Source organism: Aequorivita soesokkakensis, from assembly GCF_001641085.1.
GTDB classification, from domain to species: Bacteria; Bacteroidota; Bacteroidia; order Flavobacteriales; family Flavobacteriaceae; genus Aequorivita; species Aequorivita soesokkakensis.
The window spans coordinates 1-24431 of sequence record NZ_LXIE01000007.1 but is presented as its reverse complement, the minus strand read 5'-3'; the positions used below and the strand labels follow the sequence as shown (position 1 = coordinate 24431).

Below are 24431 nucleotides of genomic sequence, written 5' to 3'. Positions count from 1 at the left end.
CACGAATGCACGAATATATTTTTATTCGTGCATTCGTGGTTTTATACTTTATCTTTATTTGAAATTTGTATTGCTATGAATAAATTATTTCTAACATTTTTAATTGTAACTCTTCTTTTAGGTTGTAAAAACAATACATCCGAAATTACTGAAGCAAAAGAAAATGCAGCAGTATCAACTGAAATTTTTCCTAAACCAACTTTCACGCTAGCAGAAGCCAATAAACTAATCGAGCTACCATTGCATTGCGTGGGCACAGAATACCCTTATAAACCAGGCGAAACACTGGAGAGCAAAGCAGATTTGGTGGAACCGATTGCTGTTCATCCTATATTTTATGGCTGTTTTGACTGGCACAGCGCAGTTCATGGCTATTGGTCTATGGTTACATTACTAAAACAGTTCCCAAAAATAGATAGGGCCGAAGAAGTTCGAAAATTGCTAAATGAAAAAATTACTCCCAAAAACGTTGCAACTGAAGTAGCATTTTTTGAAAAACCAATTAATAAATCCTTTGAAAGAACGTATGGCTGGGCTTGGCTGTTGAAACTTTTCGAAGAGCTTCACAATTGGGATGATCCGATGGCAAAGGAATTGGAACAAAATCTTAAACCATTGGCTGATATTATTGTACTTCGTTATAAAGAATTCTTGCCGAAACTGAATTACCCCATTCGTGTGGGAGAACATACCAATACTGCTTTTGGACTAACCTTTGCTTATGATTATGCTGAAGCCTACGGAGATTTGGAACTGAAACAACTTATTGAAAAGCGTGCTCGTGATTTCTATATGAATGACGAAAATTGCCCAATAACTTGGGAACCCAGTGGTTATGATTTTCTTTCTCCTTGCTTAGAAGAAGTAGATATTATGCGGCGCGTGCTTTCTTCGGAAGAATTTATAAGTTGGATGGATACATTTTTACCGCAACTTTCGGATGAAAATTATCATTTGAAAGTAGGGGAGGTGAGCGATCGCACAGATGGCAAACTTGTGCATTTGGATGGTTTGAACTTTAGCAGAGCTTGGGTTTTTTATGGTTTGGCGAAGCAATACCCAAAATACAAACACCTTGAAAACCTAGCGAACGAACACCTAGCATATTCTTACCCAAATTTGATGGGAGATAGTTATGAAGGTGGCCATTGGCTGGGCAGTTTTGCAATTTATGCATTGAATATTTTGCACGGAAAATAATTTAATGCGTTCTGTTTTCCTTTAAAAATTCCCGTTTTATACCTTGTTGCAAAATTTCTAAAGTAAGAATACCACTTTTTTCATTTAAAATTTTTAGACAGCAAAAGTGAATAATGTTCAGAATATTTGAACCTGTAAGTTCATACTTTTTTGCTATTTGGTCCCAATTAATTTCAGCATCAACCTTAAGTTTTTTCGGAAGGTTTGTTTTCCAAATTATAATCCTTTCGGCGGCATTGGGCATTTCAAAAGCAATGATAGACTGAAACCTTCTTGTAAATGCTTCATCAATATTATCCTTAAAATTGGAAGCCAAAATAATCAATCCGGGATGAGACTCCACACGTTGCAACAAATAGGAAACCTCTTGGTTTGCGTATTTATCGTGTGCGTCGCGAACATTCGTGCGTTTTCCAAAGATGGCATCCGCTTCGTCGAAAAACAAAATCCAATCTTTATGGGCTGCTTTATTGAATAGATTTGAAAGATTTTTTTCCGTTTCCCCAATATATTTTGAAACTACGGTTGAAAGATCAATCCTATAAACTGGTTTGTTAGTATATTTTCCCAAAAGACTTGCAGTTAGCGTTTTTCCTGTTCCTGCAGGTCCGTGAAAAAGCACTCTGTAACCTGGTTTCAAACGTTTTTCCATTCCCCAATTTTTGAACAAATGCTCATTGTGTTGTAGCCAAATTTCTAATTCCTTAATCTGAAGCATCGTTTTTTCACTCAAAACAAGGTCATTCCAGCTTAGTTTAGTTTCAAGCTTATCTGCGGGAAATTGTGTGCTAAGTCTTGGCGGAGGAACAGTGCCAGTGGTAAGTTTATGTATAATTTCAGGGAAAAGAATAAGTTTCCCGCTCATCAATGGTTCACCGGAAGGTACATTTTCCAGATAGAGAATATCCTTTTTGTTGAATAAATGTGCTTCGGAAAAAAAATCCATGCACTGCATTCGTTTTGAAAGGTCAGTGCCGCCCAAAATGAATTGTACGGTTTCGCCAGTGGGAAGAATCCCCCGGTGATTTTGTCCCTTTACACCGCCAAATTCTATAAAATCTGTACCGTTTGGGAATTCTTTCGATACAATTTCCTGTAGAAAGGAGGGATTAAAAGAAGGGATAATTGTAAGTAAAAGAATTGCACTTTCCGCTTGCGAAAGATTTTCTTCTTTTAAAAAGGTACCTAAGTTTGATTTCCCCAATTTTTTTAAATCCAGTTTTGGTGCATCTTTTTCAAAACTTGCCGCCGTATTTTTAATTCTCCAAGAAATCAAAGCTTCTAAAAACGAAATGATATGTTTTAATTCTATTCCCTGTGTTTTTTTCATAATTTAAAATGAATTGTATTTTCATCCGCTAATTAAATACAGCAGTATAACTTTAGCTACAAAGACTATTGTCTAATTGTTAATTGATTTTTTTAGCAAAATCAATCTTGAGTTTTGGATTAAAATAATTTTATCGTTCCATGACCCTACCGCATAAATAAAGCCCTCAATCTCAAAAATAGCAGTGTTTTCTTGTATAATGGCCGAGTTCCATTGGTAATCGTTGCCAATTTCCGTTTCTTGTTTTTGAATCCAAAGTGTAGCTTCCTTTCCTGAAATAGCATTTAATTTTCCCAATGATGCATTTTTAAGATGAAAGTTTACCTCTTTGCTATTTTTCAAAAATTTGAGGGATACAGTATCTTTTTCCAACCATCCATAAAAAATTGAATTGATGGTTTTACCAATGGCCATTGGTTGGGAAATATCCAAATTTGTTATTTCGCCGCTGGTTAAATTTATGAGATGAGTTTTATTTTTTTCCGAAAGAGTTGCAACAATCTCTTCTTTTAAAGGAAAAATTATAGCTGGCGGATTACTAACAGAAATGGACGGCAGCTTTTCAATTTTGTTAGTTTCCACATTGAAATATCCACGTTCTATTTCGGTTGCATTTTCTTGCCAAGCGATTATTGTTTCATTGGAGCAGGCCATAACCGGCCAAATAGTGGGGGTAATTTCCAAAATATTTTCCTTTTGGATTTCACCGGAATTATTTATTGCAATTACTAATGGTTTCCCTTCCCTATTGGCACCTATAACGATTAATTGCTGTTTGCAAATTGTAGCAGAAGTTGACAAAAGAGGGAGACGGGCAATTTTTTCAAAAGATAACGAAGTATTCAATTTGAAAACAAATGTTTCCTTATTTGCCGCTGAATTTATCAAGATGTAAAGTTCTTCATTCCACGTAATTGCAATGGCCTGTGTTTCAACAGCAATTGGTAGTGAAATTGTTTTCTCAATTTTTAAGAATGAATTATTCTTTATCATTTTAAATATTTTTACGCGTGATCGTGAATCCATTCTGCAAACGAAACGTATGCAGGAATAAAAGCTGTTTCTATATTTGGAGTAGCTCCAGCAACGGCTTGCAGCAATAATGATATTTGTTGTCTTGGCTCAGCTCTAAAAAAATCTGGCCCAACAAAGAAGGCATTTACTGCAATATTGGGCCAACTTACAACACCGGTAGGCATTGCAGTTATTGTTAAATCTTGTTTTACTGCTTCTTTCATTGTTTTATATCTATCAATAATAGCGGCCAATTTTACCATATCATCCAAAGTAGGTTGCTGGGGAGCTATTGAGGGGTCGTTCACGGGGAAACGCAAAGCAGCTTCGTGCATATATGATTGTGCCCAACTATCTGCCCAAATTTTTGAACCCGATCGAACCTTCTGCGCTTCTCCAAATAATTGCCCTGAATGATCCGTTGCCCAAGAAAGTCTTTTTTCCATTTGGGCAAGTGCAAGTTTTAATGGCGGTTCGTCGGTGCTGCTTATTCCCACAATCGTTTCTGTGAAGGGTGTTCTTATTCCGCTGGGTACTGCGTTTGGATTTCCAGTTGTTTGTATCTCTTTTGCAAAAAGAGCAAATAATGCATAACTATCAGAGTTTCGCAGTCTGTCTTCAGGAGAAAGCTGAAACATCATTCTTTCATGTCTGTAAGCAACATCTTTTGTTCCTTCGGTTGGGGCTCCAGCTCCTCCCAACGGGGTTGTTCCGTGCGCACTTTCGTGAATAAGGTTTCGTGCGGCATCATTAATATTTAGATTTTTAAAAGTAGGTACGCATAATGTCATTGTTGAAGAAGAATCCACATCATTATTATAGGCTATTACACCCTTAGATTCACATCCTCCAGTATCACATTGCCCCCCACATTGGGTTATGGATGGCAGCCCGGTTACGTGGGCTTGTAATCTTAATAAATTATTTGAAAGTGTACTTAAAACTGTAGTATCATTTCTTCCGAAGAATTGCTGTACTAAATTAGCATTAAAATCTGCATGTGAAGGATTTGCAGCATTAATAGCAGCAATCATTGCCGCATTTGCAATGGGCAATACCGTATTGAAAGCTGTCAATGTATTTGGATCCATTGCAGTACACGGCTGCGTTGGCGGATTTACTTTTATTGGCGGTGAACTGCCGGGCACTTCCGCATCACAATCCAAGGTTGTGGGAGTTGCAGTTCCTGTAACAATTTCAACACTTCTTGCATTGGCAAAATCACTTCTGGTTGAAGTGGCCGCTGCATTTCCAATTGCTGAAACTACGCTTATTGCATTTGGGCTTTGCTGTAGTCTTGCCGAAACGGAATTGGCCCTATCCTGAGCTAGGGTGCTGGGTTCTTCCAAACTTGCGAAACCAATAAGCCTTACATTTGTGGGCGTTGTCAATTTTAAATGTTCAATTTCATGTATTCCTGCTGGGGTCAAAACGGAACTTCCTGTGGCAAAAAAGATTTTGTCCTGTCTGGAATTCGGTATTTTACTTATTTGGAAGTCGTTCGGCCCAGTAGTGGGCATTACAGCAGGCACCGAAGTTGCCGTTGGTTGGAGGGTAACTAAACTTTTTCGGTTTTGGGTTTCATCAACACTTGAAAACTCTTCGGTTTCTCCGTGTGCAAATTTATGAAAGGTTGCCGTTGATGGAATTCCGGGACTTCCATCGCTTGGATTCTTAAGTTCGTTTTCCACTGCGTTTGCACGATCACAGGAAAGCTTCCAATTGGTAGAGGCTGCTCCATCGCAACTTCCAAAACCATCAATTCTTATGGCATCATTTCTTGCATCTGCATGCCATTTGGCGGCAATAGCAGAAAGAGCTGCCAATCCGGAGGCATCAATTGCCCAATGGCCAACTAAATAATTTATTTCTGTATTTTGATGTGAAGGTCTTGAAGTTTCGGTAGAACAGCCATTCATTCCAGTAGATGGAACTGTGGTTGGACTATTTTCACAAGCCCGCTGAATATTATTATGTATCCCTTTATTTTGCTGAATTACGTGTGTTAACTCATGCGCTAACAAATGCTTTCCAGATTTTGAGGAAGGGCTAAACTTCCCAGAATTAAAATATATATCATTGCCATTGGTAAAAGCCTGTGCCCCTAAATCACGATTCATTTGTACTGAAGTGGTATTATCGTGAATCCGAACCTTGCTAAAATCTACCCCAAAACCTCGTTCCATTTGCATTTTGGAAGTTGTTGGCAAACCACTTCCACCACCCTTACTATTTTGAAGGCTCTGTTCTATTGAGTTAGTTTTTATCTCTTTATTTCCAACAGATTTTTTCTGAACTTTCTTTTCTTCATCTTCACAAGCTTCGCATTTTCTTTGCACATTTTTGGTTTCTTCATTCTCCGAAACTTTTGAAATTGCATTTCCTTTTTCACATGCCTCACATTTCTCTTGAATCTTCTCTTCTTCATCAACTTTTAGTTGGATCAATGGCGTGATGGAGTCAGAAAGAGATTTTGTTTGAATTTCATTTGTTTTTTCCTCTTCATTTTTTTTCTGAATTGGAGCTGGAGGAAAAAATGTTCCCGAAGAGTTTAAAGAATTATTTTCTGTTCGCTGTACAACTTTGTCTGCAACGGCGTCTGCCTCTTTTTCGTATGCATCATCGGCTTTTCCCACAGATAACTTTGTCTGAGCAACAAAAAACGATGAGTTGACCCTCATTTGTTGCACTGCATTAGGTTTTCCGTTTTGGGCTATATTTGTTGAAAATGCTCTCATGTTTTTACCATTCCACGAATACAATTTTTTCAATCCATGGAACTTTGACTAAATTAATGTTCCAAGGAAGTTTGTCCAATAATATATCCTGCGTTTTTCGCGCTACAATTAGGGTTTGCTTTTCTTCGGAAATAGTCAATTTTCCCTCTCTCTGCAAAAATTCATTTTGAAGTATTTCCGTCGATTTGCTTTTTAAAGCGCTCCAATGCTCCAAAACCGCTTGCAATAATACTTCACACGCTATTTTTTGCTCTTTTGATAATATAAAATGGCGATTTATAGGTTGGTGAATTGGAACATTGCAAAGAAATTTTTCAAAAACCAAATCGTGCTCATATGCTTGTTCTTTACCGGTGGCCAAATAGTGAAGAGCGTGTATTGCCTCATCTATTTTTTCAGTTTTAATGAACTTTCCCGTAAGAAAATCCATTTTTTCAAAAAAAGTCTTTAAGAATGGGTGCAGCAAAATTAAACCTGCATTTTTAACCAAAATGCCTTCTTTGACTATTTCATTTTCTTCTTTAACACTATTTAAATCCAACGCTTTTGGTTCTTTTTCAAACTCTGAAGAAACCGTATTCTTGAACTCCTTTTTTTCAAGACTTTCCCTTTTAAAAGAAAGATGTAATCCAAAAGCTCTTTTTGATATTTCCTGTATTTTTGATACATCCTTATTTGAGATATTTTGAAATATTTTTCCAACTTCTTTCTCGTTTTGGAAAACTGAAAAATGCATAATAGCCTCCCAAAATTGTAGTCTGTAAGTTGGGGGAATTTTAGCAATTAAATTTTCTTCTTTTGATATGTTTAAAAAAGAATAAATTATTTGAAATAACTGCGCATCGTCAAATTGATAAACTAACCTTTTTCGAATCTCCAGATTTGAAAAAAATGCCTCTAGTTTTTTTGTAATTTTCTTCTCCCACTTAAAGTTTTTTATAAATAGATTTAAAAAATCTTCCTTTTTTTCAAGCCACCATGGTAGCGTACCATTTTTTAAAAAATGAAAGAAAGCATCTGTTTCTTTTTGTTCAAGAGAAATGATCGTAAAATTTCCCTCTACTTTGTCCGAAATTATTTCATTATTAATAATTTTTTTTAACTTATTGATAATTAATGACTTTAATTCATTAATTGAATTGTTTTTTTCAAATGAAATATCAATTGAAATAGTGTCTATTCGAACAATACTTGAACTATTTTTTTGTGTTGAATTGAAATATTCATCCATTGCAGGAAAGATTTCTTCCTTAAAAAATAAATCCAATCCGTCCTTTAATTGCATCCCCAAACTAAGTGAAGGGGTATTTACCCCAATTTCCACTTTTTTTATGATATTTTTTTGCGCAACCATTTGTTTTTTAGTTTTTTAGACCTATATTTGCTATTCGATTCAGAGATGAATTACTGGGTTGTTATAGTGTAGTCTTAGTTCTTTTATAGTTTGTCCTTTAGTTCTTTCGATTGTTATTTACATTCGTTCCTTTTGTCCATTCTTGTTAGTCCTTTTTCTTATCTTGTTTAACCCATAGGGGTATCATTCGGATTGTACAATTTTACCGACTGATACCCTTCTTTTTTTGCCCTATTTTCAGCTATTTTCTTCATATAGTTATAAAATTTTCTCCTGTGGGCGCTGCTCCAAAATAGAAATCGGCAACAGTTTTGTGTTTTGCTATTGCAGCATCCAAAACTTGTGAATAGTCAAAATTCGGAATGTAAATGGACAGTTTTGTGACTCCAGTCTCGTTGTGGAGGAATTTTCGCAAATTCACGAATAGTACAATATCATCGTGGGTATTTTTCTTATTGGCCCTGTGATGATCCAGCATAAATTTGTTTACCCAGGTACCATTAACCCAATCACCATCCAAACGGAATTGTAGATTTACACCAGTTCCCGCTGCTTGAAAATCCCTTTTTATAATGGCGATCAAACTTCTTATTTCCTGTGGCAATTGAGCTGACGAAGTAATCATTCGTGTAAGTCCGGCTTCAATAATATCACTGTTTCTTACCAATCGTTCAGTCAATCTGCTCCATTTTGCCCATTTCTCATCAAATGTTCCGTAATCGTCGTCTTTGTTTACGGGCGCAATTTGTGCATGAAGTTTTTGATAAAATGCTTCGCGATAACTTTTTAAATCACGGCAGCGCATTGCATCTGGGCGGAAAATTTTATTATTTCGAAACATTCCGCTGTTACTATAAGTATAAATTGCATTGTTATTTGCCTGTGATATCTCGCGCATGCGAATAGTAAATGTGTCTTCCTTAGCGCGTGTAATTACCAAACGTTTTTGACTTTCATTAAAATCGAAAACAACGCCTTTGTCAAATTTTTTGTTTAGCGCTTCAGTAACCGCGTGAATTCTTCGCAGGAAAATTTGCTCCAAAGGAATAGTTATCGTTGTAGTAGTATTTATAAGCGGTTCGCCGTTAATTCTATATTCAATAATTTGAAGAATATAGTTTTTCGGCATCGGGCTTCTTCGGCTTTGCGTTCCTTTTAGACTTCGGGAAAGATTGTTCATATATTTCAATGAACTAATCCAAGGGTAGGTACATTCCATTAAAGAACAGCAACCTTCGGAAGAAGCATTAATTTTATTCAAAATACAAAAATCCGCCACCACATTTTCCCTTTCGGAAACCAAAATAAAAGTTCCCCCTTTTTGAACGCCTCCTTTATGACTTATTGAAGGATTTTCCTTTAAGAAAGTAGTAAACGCTTGCGGGTCTTTTTGAAGATCGAAAAGCAAACAGTCAAAATCCAAGGCGTGATCATTTTTTAATCCGTTGATTGCATTTCGGCTATCCTGTGCGGGATGCCCAAAATGTCCTTCAATTCTATAAAAATCGTTGCAATCCAATTCAAAATTCAATGGATTTTGAACCCAACTATTCGGCGCAAGGTTTTCTTTATGAAAGCTTACGTTGAATCGTTGTTTATAATTTTCGGTTTTGTTGAAATCCCACGCGGTGAGTATTTCATTGTCAACTTCGTAATAAACAGGGATTGCTTTTTCGCCTAACTTCCCACAGGCTTTTGAAGGAGTTATAGCAATCTGTCTTTCGTCCGAAAGAATAAAATTGTCCAAAACCAAAACCAAACGCTGAACCAGACTTTTCGCCATTTTGAGATATTTTGCGTATTCATTATTTGTTGGAGAATGGTAAAAATCGTGGCGCAACTCGGGAAAAATTTCTTCGGAAGAAATTGCGCCCAATAATAAATGCTTTGGAAATGCTTCAATATTTGGGCAACATTCGGTTTTCAATTTTAAAAGAATGTCGGCCAATTCATTGTAAGTATCACTTAAATCCTTTACTAAATCATAGCGATATTGAACCTTTTCATTTGTATTGAAATCATCCAAATTTGTTATCTGGTTTAACATCGTGTTTGAAGTGCCGTCCAAAATGCCGAGTATTTCAGAAAAACCTTGAAACAATTCTGTAAACGCGGAATGCAAATTATTTTTTGAAGAAGTTATAGCAGATTTATATGACGCGGACAATTTTGCGTATGAACTTGTATTGTTCCCATTCAAAATCACTTTCGGAACAGCAGTTTGCGGAAGATTTGTAAATGCTTCGTAAACATTGTGCTTCGTGAAAATTCCATCTTTGGAATTGATTACATTTTCAACATCTTCTTTATCAATTAGCAGTACTCTTAAATTTTGAACATTTGGCTGACCTTGATTGTCGCAATTTGTTGTAGTACATATATCCGCTTCTTTAGGAAAACATTCCAAATATAAAACGATAACTTTTTCGTTGAGCAATTGTGAATTAATTGGAAGATGACCAGCTTCCAAATCAACTTTTTCCTGCGGAATCAATTCCCAAAGATTTATAGTTACATTTCCATTTTTGAAGTGCTTGTACTTCGCTTTATCATCCTCAAAATCCCGAAAATGTGAATATTTGATGCTTTCCAAAACAATTGAAGTATCGGAAGAATCCTTGATACTTTTTTGAAGTTTCAGCAAGTCACCATCGGTCGTAACGCCACAACCCTGCGTAATCGTTATCAACGAATTTTGATTGTTTACCGAAACCTTAAAACCGCAAGCTACGCCAACGCCCACAAGGCATACACGCGTTAACCGATCTTGGTCCTCAAAATATTCAATAAATTCGTTCAGCTGCCCGGAGGTCAGTACTTGGTCGTCCACGAAGGAACGGTACTGTGGAGTAATTTCCATTAATTTAATGCTCATAACTTTGGTCTTTAAAGTTTGCCCAGGTTGGTCCTGCCCAGGATAATATCTTGTTGTTCTTCATCATCATCACAAACGTGAAGTTTTCCTTGTGTATAAATTGTGTGTAGCGTGCTCATTATTTTTATGAGACGTTTCAGTTTTGTGGTAGGTTGTTTTTGACCAATATCGGTTTTGGCAAATAGCCATTCTTTGTAAGCTTTTTCAAGTTCAACCATTTCATTTTCATCGCCTTTGGTAACGTAACTTTTTGGGTAGCCAATCCAACATATTTTTGCCATAATGTGCGCAGGCAACTCCTTTTGAATCAATTCTTCTAAAAACCTTCTGAAATCAACATTGCTGTACCGTTCGGTCCAACCGGGTAACACGATGGAAACTCTGAAAGAATATGGATCAATACCTTCACAACCTTCGCAATTGTCCGTGCAGATTGGTAAAAAAGTATTTTCGGGCGCTGTATCGGTTGTTACATCGGGACGAAGCAGAATGTGTTCAATAACATACATTCCTTCATTGAAATCGAGCGTGTTTATAAAAGCCACTGTTTTTGCAATTGCAGTTTCAGCGCCAGCTTGCGTGGTATAACTCGAAATTTTTCTAGCAATTACGTGATCTTCATCTGTAGTTTCAGGAATGTTCGGATTGGTGAGATTGAAATAAAACTTTCCGGCTACATTCACTTTTATTTCATAGTTTTCGGCAAAGCGTCCGTAATTTTTCACATCTAAAATTTCCTTATAGAGCGAAGCCAAATTGTGGTAATGCTTGCTGGAAGATGAAAGTATTTCCTTGTTTTTACTTCGGAAACGGAAGCGGTATTCAATAATTCCATCTGTATCAATCTCTTCGTAAATCTCCAAAGGATCGTCAGAAAAATTTCTTCGGAAATAATTTGGGTTACCGCTTAAAAGCGCAATCCGTTTTTGAAATGCCGAAACATTTCCCGTGTCCCACAAATCGGCATCTTCCTGTTCGTAATAATTAAAACTCAAAGACCGCTCGCAACCAATCATTCCATATTGATGAAGAAAACGCTCTTTCGTTTTGATCACAGCTGCATCTGTATTGCTGCCATACAATTGCTTCATCAAAAAAGCATATTCACTGAAGTTTTCAGCAAAACGCGAAAGTAAATGGTCGAGCATTTTATTTCTACGCAAAACTTTATCATCCAAGTCTGAAAACAAAATATCTGTAATATTTTCATCGGAAGAATAATTGGCAGAAACCAATTCGGAAAGATCTTTTACGTTTTCGACCATTTGGGTGAAGTAACTTTTGTCAAGCTCTCCATTGATTGAAAAAATGTCTTTTACATTTTTAAGATGAGCGAAATAGCTTGCGAAAATCTGATCAAAAAATAAAAGATATGCTTTCAATTCTTTCACTTTCGCTCGTTCTGCAATGGTTGCTGTGCTTTTTACGCCAAGCTCACCAACGCCGTAAACTTCGGGGAAATCATTTTGAATTGTACTATAATCCCCAACGCCGGAATAATTTCCCACAGGCAATTCCAATGATTTTTTCTGGGAAGCGATATCGAGAATATTGGCCTCAATTTCATCATAAATTGCTTCGAGATAATCCTTAACTGCTTTTTTGTTTATGTTCAGCGGAAGAAATCCTTTGTAATAACTGAATGAACTTTTATCACATCGTTTCGGTTTTTTTCCAACCGGAACGCAGAGATTCCAGATTTTTTTACTTTCAGTTTTTCCGTCGCAATTATTGATGGTTATATCTCGAATTACATCAACTCCCTCGATTTTTTGAATTAAATCTATCAAATCTGTCAATCGCACTTCTTTTCGAAGTTCAGTTTTTCGAAGTTCAGAATTGTCTATAAACCCATTATTCAACAGCGGGCCGTTAAAAATTTCATCGGAAGCATAACCTTTTTCCAACATTTCTTTTAGCGAATAGAAGCGGAGGGAAGGGGAAAGATATTCGTCAATTGTGTATAAAATTTCAGCGTGAATTTTGTCTTCATCCGCCTCAGGTTTCAGTTCCACGATGGCGCAAACAGCTACGGGATGGTTTTCAACTTCTTCGATTTCAATTACATCTTCGCAAAGATTTCGATGCGCGTGATAGACTGTTCGAACTTTATTTTTAAGCCGTTTAATTTCTTTTATTTGCTTTGCTTCGGTGTTGAAAATTTCAACATCCAACTCGTCCAATTCCACCAAAACATCATACAATCCATTTAAAAGGAAGTCTTTTTTATATTTTTCTTTTATTTCAAAAGGTCTGTATGAAAGCTTATTTTCTTTACAATTAGCATACACTTTCTTTTCGTGTTTTTTCAACCAAGCGTTTTTTACGCCTTCAATATCGATAAACAATTTTCGGTAATCCAGTGCTGCAACTGGTTTTATAGGAAGTGCATTTTCCGCGGTTAGAAATTGTTCGTTTAAAAAACTCGGATTATTTTCTTCTGCCAAAATATTTTCCAACGGAAGGGAAAGCCGCGCACCCAAATCGGTAATGGCATAGCACAAAACTTCCAAAATGGTTATTCCCGGATCGTACGCGTTGTAGTCCGTCCACAAACCACTTCCTAAAGACTCGATGTATTCAATTCCTTTTTTTCGAAGGAATTCATAATCAAGATCGTCCTGCGTGGACGTATTCTTTGCAATGGTGCTGTATGTTTTTACGGAAGACATACCACAGGTTTTTTAGGGGTTTGTACACTGCATTTTGATTGGACTGCAGTTATAAAATGCTTTTTTGCCGAAACTAAAATCGCTTTCGGACTCGATGGAATTACATTAGTTTTTTCAATATATACAGCTGTTTCAGAAGTTCTGTGTTTTACAATCACATCGTCCAAAAAGTCAACATACGGTTGGTTTTCCAAATAGGAAATAAGTTTGTTTTTGTGAAAAGCCACCCCGAAATTCAGAACAGAGGTTTCAGAATATGCCCACGGCGAAAGGTATTTTTTGATGTCTTCCTCTAATTGTTTTGTGTAAAAATTTTCATCAAAACCTATATTGAATTTCACGCCAAGCGTAACCTCAACCTCTTCGTAATCGGGATTTATTATTTCCGCAGAAACGAAAAATGTATTCAAATCATTGATATAATTTTGAACTTCGTTTCGCTTTGCAGTGCTCAATCGCGGTTGAAAAATATCGAAAGCATTGTTGTTTTTAATATCAGGAATTACAACTACAGCAACACTTCCGGGGGAATGATAATCATTCCCTTTTGTATGATTAAGACATTTCACTTTATAAACTTCCGGAAATTTCTGAAGAATTAAATGTTCATAATCCCACAGTGAAATTGCGCGGTCGCGATGACGAATCCTTTCACTTATACGGCGATAGTAGCTTTCATCACTTTCCTCAGCTTTTCCGCCAAAGGAATTGTACGGTTGAGAAACGCCTTTTATTGCTGAATCACGCTCGGTAAGTTTGCTTATCGTTTCAGATGGCAACCCGTTTTCAAGATGGGAAAGTTCATTGCCATTATCTAAGAAAGTTGATGTAATAACCTGTGCGTGAATATTTATAAATCTGCAAACCGCATCAAAACTTTTCGGACTTTTCGCGCGAATCCAAACCAAACCTGAACTCAATAATGTATTGTCAGTTGTAGCTTCTCTAGGAATTGTAATGGTTACGATTCCTGTTTTTAGGAAATTATCTGTCGTATTTCCCAAAAGATAATCGCTCGTAAGTTCCATCCACAAATTGTTTGAAAGAACAGACCAAGAAATTTTTTTCGAAGAAGAAAAAGTTTCCGCCAAAGGATTTTCGGTTCCTTCAAGCAATTGGAATAAAAGCTGAACTTGCTGCAAATCTTCGGTATTTTCAAGACCGATATATAGCTCACCGCCCATACAATAGGTGGGAACCAAAGTTTCGGAAGTTTCCGCCTGCCCAAACGGATGCTCGTGAAAAAGCTGGATTTTTTCAAGATTTGCAGTTTGTGAAATACCAAAATCCACTTCTTGACTTGCCGTATATGAAAGCTCCATTTTTTCAATTATTGGAGTATAGGGCTCATTTGGCAATACGGTATCTTCTTCCGTGGAAAGTGCGAGCGCATAAACTTTTGGAAACAAAGCGTGCAAAAATGATTGATTTAATGAAAGCTTTATTGGTCCGTTTTTCCCAGTTGTATAATTTGAATTATTTACTGATAGATTGCTTTCAAATATTTCCCCATTTTTGGTGAAAAGCGTAAAAGTATCATTTACTGAAACCAAATTTTCATTGTTTTCAATGGAAACTTTCGCTTTGAAATAATCATTTCCAGTAACGTAAAGATTGTTCGGACTTGAGGTGGGATTAAAAGCTAAACCAGAAGGCTTTGCGTATTTTTTGGTTACCGTATTAAAATTGAAGTACAGCGTTTGAAAATAGAGATTTGGCGAAAGATTGAAATTGGTATCATCTCTTCTATAAGCAATGTAATGTTGTTTGAAATCGGCCGGAGTATTTAGCCAAGAAGCATTAAGCGAAACTGTATCCCACTTTTTGCTGAACATTTCGGGATAGTCAATATAAAATGCCGAACGCTCCATTGGCTGCGTTCCAAAAGGAAAAAAGGGTTTGTCAGCTGCGAGATTTCCGAAATCATTTTTCAGTTGCAATTTTTCAGCTTCGGAAACGGAGACTTTTATTGTTGCTTTTTTTACTTTTTTCTGAAGCAATTCTGTATAAAGATTATACCCAATAGTGAATTCAGGTTGTTTTGTTTTCAGAAGAAATCGAAAAACAGGTTGCTCGGTTTCAAAATTTTCTTTGTGAATTTCTTTGTTATAGGAAACAATTGCTTTTTCGGTTTTATCGATTTTTAAGCAAAGTTGGACTGTTTTATTTCCAATAGAAGATGTAAAACCATTGACAGAAGCTGAAATTTTAAAAGGTCCGAGCCATCCTTTTTCACCCGTTGCAAAAACGTCAATGCAATCAATAACCTGCGAAATATTAAAAACCGGAATTGATTTATCAAGATTGAAAATCACTTGAACAATCCGTTCTCCTTCGGCTAAATTTAAAGTTGGAGCGGCAATTGCAAAACCCAAATTGGGCGTTTCCAAAGGAACTGAAGGTTTAAAATGGGTTGGATAACCAAAAGGCAACCAATTTGCATCACTTTTAAAAGGTTCGCCTTTTCCATCTACTGAATTTACTGCTGGCGCAACGAATAGTTCGTTGAATTCATTTGGGTTTAGATTGTTGGTTTTTCTGTGATGGTAAACGCTTTTTAACGCGGCAACACTCGCTTTATTGATTACAACTTCTTTATCGGTTGCATATTGAAGACGTTTTCCCAATGCATCTTTTCCGGCCTCCAGTAGCGTGTGTTCATCTACTTTAGATGTAGAAAAATTCTTGGCCAATTCAAAAATGAGATGAACACTATCTGCGACCGGAGCTTTTTTATCTATTTGAAGAATTTCGTTGTAATAGAAATCGAGATGTCTTTTGGTAAGCGTGTTAAAATGTGTTTTGGAAATTTCAAGCAATTTCAGAAAACACACAAAAAGGGTGAGGTGCGGGGTGAGGTTATTGGAATTTTCAGCTTCAGAAAGAAAACTTTTTATTTTATCCTTTTCGATAAAAAATGATTCCCAATTTCCCGATGGTACTGTAGCGTTTTCAACTGAAAAATAATTTACTTCCGAAGCGAAATTATATGCAAACTTCATCCAGTCTTCCGTTGAAAAATCGTTCAGGTTTAGATTTTCTGAAAGCATAGCGCTGATTGACCTTTGGGTTTGTTCGGTGCCCTTATGGTTTATCAGGAATTTATTTTCGCAGTTTTTTGCCATTGTTTTTATACTTCAGTTCCTTCGGTTTTATAGAATGGAAATACCATGTTTGCCCGTGAGTTGGTGATTCGGACCACGTATTCAATGTTTATTAAAATTTCGCCATTCAATTCATTTGTGGCATCCAATGTTACGGTTTGTGTATCGATTCGGGGTTCGTAATAAAGGATTGCGGTTTTTATTAATTCCGTTACATATGTTTTTAAGGTCACATCAAGTGGTTGAAACAGTAGTTCTTCCAGATTGCAGCCATAATTCGGAAGCATTACCCGCTCGCCCAAACGGGTTGATAAAAGAATTTCGAGGCTTTTATTAATGTCAACAACTCCCGCAGTTGTAACCAATTCCCCAGTTTTCTTATCAAAATGCGGCGGAAAACTCCATCCTTCCCCTAAAAATGTATCTGATGTATTCATATTAATTATTTTCTATTTCTATTATTTATTTTCATCATCCGTCATCCAACACTTGTCACACTGAGCGCAGTAGAAGTGCTTTACCCACCAATCAAAACCGTAAATTCTCCCAAAACAATACTTCCGCCGTGTGCCGTGCTATCTCCCAACCTTGCTGCTGGCATTCCGCCAATCAAAACCGATGAAGAGCCCATAATAATTGAATCCGGTGGTCCTGCGCACGTCGCCATATCTCCAACTCTTGCTGCGGGCATTCCGCCAATTAAAACTGTTGGTTCTCCTGCCGGCAATATTGGCCCACCCACATGGGGACTTCCGTTTGGGTTTGTCACCGGGCAAATGTGCATATCGTTTATTCTGGCTGCTGGAGGCATAATTTGGTTGATTATTTATGGTTGTTAGTTGATAGTTTTTTAATTTATTTGAACCAAAGAACCTTTCAAAACGGCAATGGCGCTGGTTGAAACTTCCGCGCCGGCACTGCCTTCGGCTTTAAACTGGGCATTGGCTTTTACATTTATGTTCATCGCTTCAATGTTGCAATCGCCTGTTGCTTTTATGCTGAAATCCTTTCCACTTTCCATTGCAATTCCGGCGTTATCCATTGTTATTATATTTCTATTGTCATCCTCAATTTTTATAACTCCCGCATCTTCATCGATGGTTACTTTTTTACCGCCCGGAGTTTCAATAATGATTGATTTTTTCTCATCGTTGAAAATCAATTTCATTTCGCTTCGGGTTACAAATCCTTTTTCGTGATTGTCGTCGGAAGCTGTCAATGGAGCAGGTTTTGCGCTGCTGTGAAGCATTCCGAGAATTATGGCATGGTTTGGATCGTCATTAATAAAACCAACTATTACTTCATCGCCAATTTCCGGTAAGAAGAAAGAACCACGATTATCACCGGCATCTAAAGTTGCAATTCGTGTCCAAATGCCTTGTTCGTCATTGTTGATGATGGGTATTTTTACCAAAATTCTATCCTCGCCATCTGGGTCTGATTCCAATTGTGAAACAACCCCAACTTGCAAACCACTAACTGCTGGAATAATACCAGCAGCAGGCAATTCTGAAATATCATAGGTTTCGCTGAACCATTTTGGGTTCATTCCAAATTCAGCGTCAACGGTCCAATTTCCATTAACAATTTCATGGCGTACGGAGCTGATAAATATTTTTCCATTAAAACGATCTCCAACGCCTTGCAACTTCAGCATGGTTCCGGGTTTTACTATCGGAATTCCTTGAAATTTTACCCTTCCGCGAGTTTTTGAAAGCTGCTGAAAAAGATTTTTTGCATCACTCCAATTTTGTAATTGTGTTGAATTGTAATTGCCGCCGTGTTTTAATTCTAGATTTTCGAGATTTATTACTTCAGCTAAATCTGAAACTGAAATATTTCCGTTAAGGGAAATTCCGGGATCATTGGCTTCAGCGTCAATAATTTCCTGTTCCGAGGGATTCCAACCGTAAGCAGTAATTGAGTTAAATTGATTTCGGGCATCCATTTCGGCGTCAAAATCCAATAAAGTAGAACCGAAAGCAACAGTTTCTATTTCGGCTTGGGAAAGATCTGGTTTGGAAATTTTTATTTTTCCGTCATCAACGGTACAGATTTGTCCGTTCAACTGAGCACGCATCATTATAAAATCCCAATCGGAAGCGCGATATTGCACCATTTCTTTGTTTATAAATGATGTAGATTCTATCTCATTTTCGAGAGAATATTTCCCAATTAGTTCTTCAATAATATCGCTATCCTTGCTTTCGTAGTAAAAATTACTTTTTCTGCCAATGGTCATTTTCACGGCTTCATCCCTGCATTCTACAATTAAAACTGAATTGTTTTCCCGAATTTTAAGACTGTGTTTTATAATGATTCCTTTGAAAATTGTTTCATCATCGCTATGATATCCTGCTTTAATTTCAATTTTTTTCCCTGGAATAAGAATGTCCTCATTGCTTAATTTAAAATCCTGCGAAGCTGCTTCACCATCAATAAATACAATCTGAGCAAAGGGAATACGGTTTATTTCCTTTTCTACAGAAATGTTCTTCACTTGATATGCAGCGGAAATTTCACTGCCGTCAATCAATATTTTGAAGGTCACTAAATCTGCACTTTGCTGTGTTTCTATGATTCTACTATTGGGCATATTATGAAACTTTTTCTATGGGTGGAAATTTGATATGTTGTCCGGCCTGCAATCTTCTGAAATTTGTTAAATTATTCGCTGCGGCAACCTGTAAATAATATTTTGAATCGCCATAAATTCTGAACGTCATCAAAGGCAATGTATCGCCCTCCTTCACAATCCGCACGTGTGTTAAATCTGGAGAATTATTATTTTCCTTGGCCAAACGCAATAAATCTTCAACAATTCCTTTAAAGCTGGCTTTTACTACGGCGCGCAATGGAACTCCTTCGGGAGAAAAAAGCTTGTATTCAATGGTCATTTCGGCCAAAATTCCTTTAAAAAGAAGTGTACCCCATCCAATCATTAAATAATTTGGTTTGTGTTCGTCGCCATTGTAATCGAAAACAATTCTTTTGAATCGTTCAATATCGGCCACGATTCCCACTCCTAGATCATTGCTGTGGCCTTTGATTATACCTGTTCTGTCAAAAAGAAACTCCAAGTTTAAATCCTCTGGAACGGAACGAACGTATTTTGGCTGTGATGTGCTAGTGCCTTGGCCCTGCGATTCGGTATACTCCACCTTGTATTTGAAAGCATATTTTTCTGGGTTCAATAATGATGAAAATATACCATCACCCACAATTCGTGTAAACTTGTTATCGCGATAGGCTATTATTTTCAACTTTGTAAGTTCCCCTTTCATTACCGTTCTTTTTTTCGTGATTCAATTCGCATAACTTCTTCAACAGCAGCTTTTATTACAGCTTCTGCTTTGCCTCCTGATTGTTTGTTTGGAGAGGCATTGGTTTGTTCATCACCGTTCACATTTATTTTTATGTGGAGCTCTTTAATTTCGATAGGCATTTTATACGAGTGTAAAATAGTTATAGGCTAATTCTATGGTTTCAATAGTAATTTTGCTCTCTTCGGCATTGAAATCATCAACACTCCACTTTACTGGATAAACATGCACCACGTTCCATGTAACAAGGGGTTCATGCTTTTCGTTTAGCAATTTTACTGTGAGATCTACTGGTTCGAACTGAAAACTTTCAATGGCATTTCGGCACCATTTTATGAGTTCGGAATCGGTTACCATCCCTCGTTTTAAAACGAGATTTGGATATTTCGACCTCACAGGAAATTTATGTTTGAACCTGTTTTCGCCCCCCTCAGCAAATTCCTCGGTTTCGATATCTACTGAAAGTCCCGATACTGATTGAAACTGAACGTCTTTTTCCTGAGCGGAAATTCCGTTAAATTCCACTTTAAAATGAAAACTTACAGGAGGATATGCTGTCGCCATTAATCTCCGTTTTGGATTGTTAGACCTTCGTGTGCAATTTCCAAAGATTCAATTGCAGTTTCATTGCCATCGCCTTTAAGATCTGTGGATTGCACTTTTAGCGGAAAAGCGTTTTTAACTTTCCAAACTATTACGGGCGCATGCTCCTCGTTCAACAATGAAATGGTAATATCCCGGCGTTCTATAGTATTTAAACTTACGGTGTTCCACCATTTATAAAACTCGTTGTCGTTTGCAAACGAACCACGTTTTAAGGTGATATTGCTGTATTTCTGCATCCCCGGCATCTTGATTTTGCTGTATTCCGGACTTGCACCATGTCTGTACTCGATCATTTCGGTTTCTACATCCAGTCCGCTGACTTCGGTAAAACCTATGTTTGTTCCTCCCCAGTCCACTGAGAAATGAAACTTTACTAATGGATATGTGTTTGTCATCTTTGAAAAAAGTTAAAGGTTAAAAGTTATATGTTAAAAGTATTTGGGCTGCTCATAAATCACTGCAAACTGCCACTGAATACTGCTAACTAAATTTATGCTTCCTGCATTTTGTGTGAGAATTTCAAAACGATGAATTCTGCTGGACGTACTGCTGCCATTCCTATTTCGATATTCATAATTCCGTTGAGAATATCGTCAGCCGTCATTGTTTCGCCTAAACCTACGCGCACATAAAATGCTTGCTCGGGTTTGGCTCCAGCTAACGCGCCTGCTCTCCATTGAAGAATTAAGAAGTTTTCTATCATAGCACGTACTTTCACCCACGTATTGGCATCATTAGGTTCAAAAACGAATTGCGCAGTTGCTTTTTCAACAGATTCTTCAACCATATTGAAGAAACGACGGACAGGAACGTACTTCCATTCGTTGTCATTTCCAGCGAGTGTACGCGAACCCCAAACCAAAATACCTTTCTCTGTAAAGGAACGAATGGCGTTAATGGATTTTCCGGTAGTATGTATGTTTAAATCCTGCTGCGCTTCATGTGTTATTTTTATGGAAGGTTCCACACAAGCACTTACTGATTCATTGGCGGGTGCTTTCCAAACGCCCCGATTGCTGTCTACTCGTGCATAAATTCCGGCCATTGCACTGCTTGGAGGAAGTGTGACATATTGCTGCTCCAATTCGGACTTGATTTTATTGTATAAAATCAAATTAAAATCCGTATCACCGCTGTCAGCAAGTTCGCTCAAAGCTTTTCCATCGTAGGCTCCAGTTGTGGTGGTATTGGTTTCATCAGTAACATTATGCGCTAGTGTTATATCGGCATCGTCATAAGCATAGCTGTAAACTGTTTTCAGGAATGGATGATAGGCGGCACCGTATTTCAATAAGTCAACACCATTGCCCAATGAGGCAGTATTGCGAATGTTATCACTACTATTTGCGAAAGCATCAATAATAACAAAGCGGTCTTTCAATTTTTGTGATTGCATCAATGCCCTGTTTATAAGCGAATAATAACTTGCCGCTGTTGAAACAGCCATTGCATCCGGAAATACGTAAAGTGTGGGTTCGTCAAATTTTTCAAACTCATCCAAACCCGCCGCGAGCAAAGGCTGATTTACTGCTCCACTCGTATAATCGCCAACTGAATTTATATAGCAGGGCCCACCACCATTGTCAAAATACATCCTCATGGCATAATACATTACATAGGGACTTGTAGCACCAACCGCAACGCTGAACTTTTGACTCAAAAGCTGAATTGGCGGTCCATTGTTTATAGTGTCATTGATAGTTACAGCAATATTTGCCTCGTTTTGTGCTTTTCCAAAATAGGTTTCATATTCCAGTAGCGAAACAATACGTTTCGGTTTGTTGCGAACTGTAGTATCACTAATTTGTGTGTAGCCTATAAAGGCTGGGATTGCTGTTTCCACTTGGGCCACAGATGGCGGAAACTTCGATATTTCCTCCACATAGACCCCGGGTGTTTTGTACGTAGTTGCCATAGTTTTTGTTATTGGTTAATAAATATTTCTGAAATGGTTTTTATGATATTTCCGCCCCCGTCCTTTTCAAATATGAGTCGGGATGGGAATGCGGAAGGTCTTTCTTGGCCGTTGAAACTGTAACCTATAATGCCGTTTTTGGCCAGCGGGAGTGTTGTGGGATCTGTGGAGTGGAGGAGAGTATTGGTTGAAGCATCGCGGTAGTTCCAGATGGTGCTTCGGTTTTTTAATTGAAGTTTGAAGTTTTTTGGGAAGTCGGGAATTGTTCCGTTTGCGTTCAAAATATTTCGAGGGTTGCCGTCAAAGGGAATTGTATCATCGCCCGCCATTTCCAAGGAAATAATTCCGAAAAGCCCAACCTTTTCTTTTGTGGAAAGATTTTTTGCTATTTCATCATAACTTGTTTGGTTTATGCTGAAATTTTCAATGGGCAGGGTAGTGGTTTCCAAATCTATGTATTTGAAGGAAACTCCTTCGGAAACTGGTTTTTTATTGGAAAAATAATAAGGGATGGACGGTTTTGAATTTACAGTTGAATAATTTTCAAAAAGTGAATCTTTTACATAAATCAAAAAATTGAAAACTGTTGTTTGCGGAAGGTTTACAAAAGGTTTATAAGTTCCCGAATTGGGGGCAGTTTCTTCCGCCTTAGCATACATAGTGAACCCACTGGGAGTGGTTTTAAAAACGAGCTTGTTGCCTTTAAAAATTTCCTGTGTTTCTTCGGAAGGGACTATTTCACAAAAATCCCCAAAATTGTATTTGTTGAGTTGCACTTCCTTTAAAGAAGCATTCGTATCAAAAGCTATACTGCCATCATCCAAAAAATAGTGGTGGTACAAATTTATACCAAACAGAATTTTATATGTGGCAATAAAACTCATGGCGCATTATTTTTTAGGATTCCAGAAATTTCAGTAATTGGTTTTCCTTTTTCAACAAGCGAGTCGCTTTCAATTTTCACAATACTTATTTTGTAAAGTACGCTGGGCAGGGCTTTTCCGCCCAAAGTGCCCCAGATATAATTTAATTGCTCAAAAGTTGGGGTATAGAGCTCTGCTATAAAGCGAAACTCTTTTATGTTTTCCAAAGCGGGAATGGATGGGTTTAAAGGTGTATTTGTTTGGGTAAAGATTTTTTTTGATTGGAAGAATTCTATTATAAAGGAAAGTGCCGTTAACGAACTGGTATAAGTACTTCTGTTAGATGAAAACAGCGCAAAAATATTCAGGTTTACAGCTGGGTTTTTATAGATAGTTTCCCCGTTTTTAAATTTTACGTTTGGATTGTTTTTAAGCGCAGTTTCTTCCTCAATATTTAAAAGTGAAAGAACCACTTTGTCATTCGTGGTGTTGATGTCCGGATCGTCGTGTTTGGACACGTTTTCCAGTACCACCAGATTGCTGTCCGTGGTTTTAAGTTCCAAATATTTTGAAACCTGATCCTTTACTATTTCGAGTGTTTCGTAGATCAATTGTGAGGAATCTTTAAGAATGAAACCCAAATTTAAGTGTTTATAAGCTTCTGTACAACAGGTTTTTACCTGAATTTTCGAGGGGTTTTTCACTGTTTTTTCAATAGGGAAATCCCCTACATGCATACAGGGAAAACCCTTTTTGTAAAGGGGATTTTCCCTGTTTATTTGCTGGATAAAATGCTTATTTGATTGTTTTTACTACATTCGTCCACATATAACCAATAAATTATTTTCAATTATGCCAAAACCATCAAATTGTATTTCCGTAACAGAAGCAAGACAATTACAGGACAACTGGAAAGCAACGCGCGCTGTAGATATTGAAGCAGCCATGGGCTCTGTGGATACACGTGAATTTTTGTTCAGCGTTGCAGAGCTTCAACAGTTTTTGGATTATATAAAATCAGGCTCAGGAATGGGCGCACAGCCGGGTGTCCGTATCTATTTTGCTGCTTATGACAATCCTACCAATGATAAAGCGACCGTATTTTTAGCACCCACTTCGGGTATTACAGCGGGATCGCCAAACAACTATAACTTGGAACCTTTAAATAAAGGTATTACGGGATTTCCCCCTACAAACTATTGATTCGGTGCTAGCAGGATTACTAATAAACTTCTTTGAGATAATAGCATTTGTTACAGGAATATTCTATTACCAAAAAAATAAATCCAAACCTACTTTATATCTGGTTTGGTTTTTGGGAATTACTTTTTTTTCCGAACTTTTTAGTTGGTATGCCTATTTTGTAAATACTGGATTTTTGCATTTTTTAAAAGGAACTCCCTTCGAGACAAATTACTGGTGGGGAAATATTTATTC

At 37.2% G+C, this 24431-nt stretch carries 19 protein-coding genes and 1 pseudogene; 3 read left to right on the top strand and 17 right to left on the bottom strand.

Going from position 1 to position 24431, the window contains the following annotated elements:
* Positions 1 to 75 precede the first annotated feature (75 nt).
* Positions 76 to 1200 (top strand): DUF2891 domain-containing protein, encoded by a 1125-nt coding sequence (locus A7A78_RS04505; RefSeq protein WP_068761263.1) that lies wholly within the window; start codon positions 76 to 78, stop codon positions 1198 to 1200.
* Between the two features lies 1 nt (position 1201).
* On the opposite strand, the gene A7A78_RS04500 is transcribed toward A7A78_RS04505, so the two are convergent.
* From A7A78_RS04500 to A7A78_RS04425, 17 genes are all read right to left on the bottom strand, one after another.
* Positions 1202 to 2530 (bottom strand): ATP-binding protein, encoded by a 1329-nt coding sequence (locus A7A78_RS04500; RefSeq protein WP_068761262.1) that lies wholly within the window; start codon positions 2528 to 2530, stop codon positions 1202 to 1204.
* 72 nt (positions 2531 to 2602) lie between these two features.
* Complete coding sequence (locus A7A78_RS04495) at positions 2603 to 3523, bottom strand: hypothetical protein (RefSeq protein WP_131811108.1); 921 nt, start codon at positions 3521 to 3523, stop codon at positions 2603 to 2605.
* 11 nt (positions 3524 to 3534) lie between these two features.
* Positions 3535 to 6282: an eCIS core domain-containing protein gene (locus tag A7A78_RS04490; RefSeq protein ID WP_131811107.1), complete on the bottom strand. Its 2748-nt coding sequence runs from the start codon at positions 6280 to 6282 to the stop codon at positions 3535 to 3537.
* A 4-nt stretch (positions 6283 to 6286) separates the two neighbouring features.
* Positions 6287 to 7636 carry a contractile injection system tape measure protein gene (locus A7A78_RS04485; protein ID WP_068761259.1) on the bottom strand — a complete coding sequence of 450 codons (1350 nt, stop codon included), beginning with the start codon at positions 7634 to 7636 and terminating at the stop codon, positions 6287 to 6289.
* Between the two features lie 250 nt (positions 7637 to 7886).
* Positions 7887 to 10511, bottom strand: a complete 2625-nt coding sequence (locus A7A78_RS04480) for a hypothetical protein (RefSeq protein ID WP_131811106.1) — start codon at positions 10509 to 10511, stop codon at positions 7887 to 7889.
* 11 nt (positions 10512 to 10522) lie between these two features.
* Positions 10523 to 13183, bottom strand: a complete 2661-nt coding sequence (locus A7A78_RS04475) for a YegP family protein (protein ID WP_068761257.1) — start codon at positions 13181 to 13183, stop codon at positions 10523 to 10525.
* On the bottom strand, positions 13171 to 16308 hold the full coding sequence (locus A7A78_RS04470) for a baseplate J/gp47 family protein (RefSeq protein ID WP_068761256.1): 3138 nt from the start codon (positions 16306 to 16308) through the stop codon (positions 13171 to 13173). Before A7A78_RS04470 ends, A7A78_RS04475 begins: the two co-directional genes overlap by 13 nt.
* Positions 16309 to 16313: 5 nt before the next feature.
* On the bottom strand, positions 16314 to 16724 hold the full coding sequence (locus A7A78_RS04465) for a GPW/gp25 family protein (RefSeq protein ID WP_068761255.1): 411 nt from the start codon (positions 16722 to 16724) through the stop codon (positions 16314 to 16316).
* 80 nt (positions 16725 to 16804) lie between these two features.
* Complete coding sequence (locus A7A78_RS04460) at positions 16805 to 17098, bottom strand: PAAR domain-containing protein (RefSeq protein WP_068761254.1); 294 nt, start codon at positions 17096 to 17098, stop codon at positions 16805 to 16807.
* A gap of 39 nt (positions 17099 to 17137) precedes the next feature.
* Positions 17138 to 18883 carry a type VI secretion system tip protein VgrG gene (vgrG, locus tag A7A78_RS04455; protein WP_068761253.1) on the bottom strand — a complete coding sequence of 582 codons (1746 nt, stop codon included), beginning with the start codon at positions 18881 to 18883 and terminating at the stop codon, positions 17138 to 17140.
* Between the two features lies 1 nt (position 18884).
* The gene (locus tag A7A78_RS04450; RefSeq protein ID WP_068761252.1) at positions 18885 to 19571 is read right to left on the bottom strand and encodes a CIS tube protein; all 687 of its coding nucleotides are present in this window, start codon (positions 19569 to 19571) and stop codon (positions 18885 to 18887) included.
* Positions 19571 to 19732 carry a DUF5908 family protein gene (locus A7A78_RS15075; RefSeq protein WP_165593547.1) on the bottom strand — a complete coding sequence of 54 codons (162 nt, stop codon included), beginning with the start codon at positions 19730 to 19732 and terminating at the stop codon, positions 19571 to 19573. The genes A7A78_RS04450 and A7A78_RS15075 overlap by 1 nt, the downstream gene beginning before the upstream one ends.
* Before the next feature lies 1 nt (position 19733).
* Positions 19734 to 20174 carry a phage tail protein gene (locus A7A78_RS04445; RefSeq protein WP_068761251.1) on the bottom strand — a complete coding sequence of 147 codons (441 nt, stop codon included), beginning with the start codon at positions 20172 to 20174 and terminating at the stop codon, positions 19734 to 19736.
* Entirely contained in the window at positions 20174 to 20611 is a 438-nt protein-coding gene (locus A7A78_RS04440; RefSeq protein ID WP_068761250.1) for a phage tail protein, read from the bottom strand. Before A7A78_RS04440 ends, A7A78_RS04445 begins: the two co-directional genes overlap by 1 nt.
* A gap of 95 nt (positions 20612 to 20706) precedes the next feature.
* Complete coding sequence (locus tag A7A78_RS04435; protein ID WP_068761249.1) at positions 20707 to 22131, bottom strand: phage tail sheath family protein; 1425 nt, start codon at positions 22129 to 22131, stop codon at positions 20707 to 20709.
* Between the two features lie 8 nt (positions 22132 to 22139).
* Positions 22140 to 23015 (bottom strand): hypothetical protein, encoded by an 876-nt coding sequence (locus A7A78_RS04430; RefSeq protein WP_068761248.1) that lies wholly within the window; start codon positions 23013 to 23015, stop codon positions 22140 to 22142.
* Entirely contained in the window at positions 23012 to 23635 is a 624-nt protein-coding gene (locus tag A7A78_RS04425; protein WP_242649247.1) for a Pvc16 family protein, read from the bottom strand. The genes A7A78_RS04430 and A7A78_RS04425 overlap by 4 nt, the downstream gene beginning before the upstream one ends.
* Before the next feature lie 211 nt (positions 23636 to 23846).
* On the opposite strand from A7A78_RS04425, the gene A7A78_RS04420 reads away from it, so the two are divergent.
* Together A7A78_RS04420 and A7A78_RS15195 are read left to right on the top strand one after the other, a co-directional pair.
* On the top strand, positions 23847 to 24197 hold the full coding sequence (locus tag A7A78_RS04420) for a hypothetical protein (protein ID WP_068761247.1): 351 nt from the start codon (positions 23847 to 23849) through the stop codon (positions 24195 to 24197).
* A gap of 4 nt (positions 24198 to 24201) precedes the next feature.
* Positions 24202 to 24431 (top strand): annotated as a pseudogene (locus A7A78_RS15195) (hypothetical protein); the annotation flags it as partial.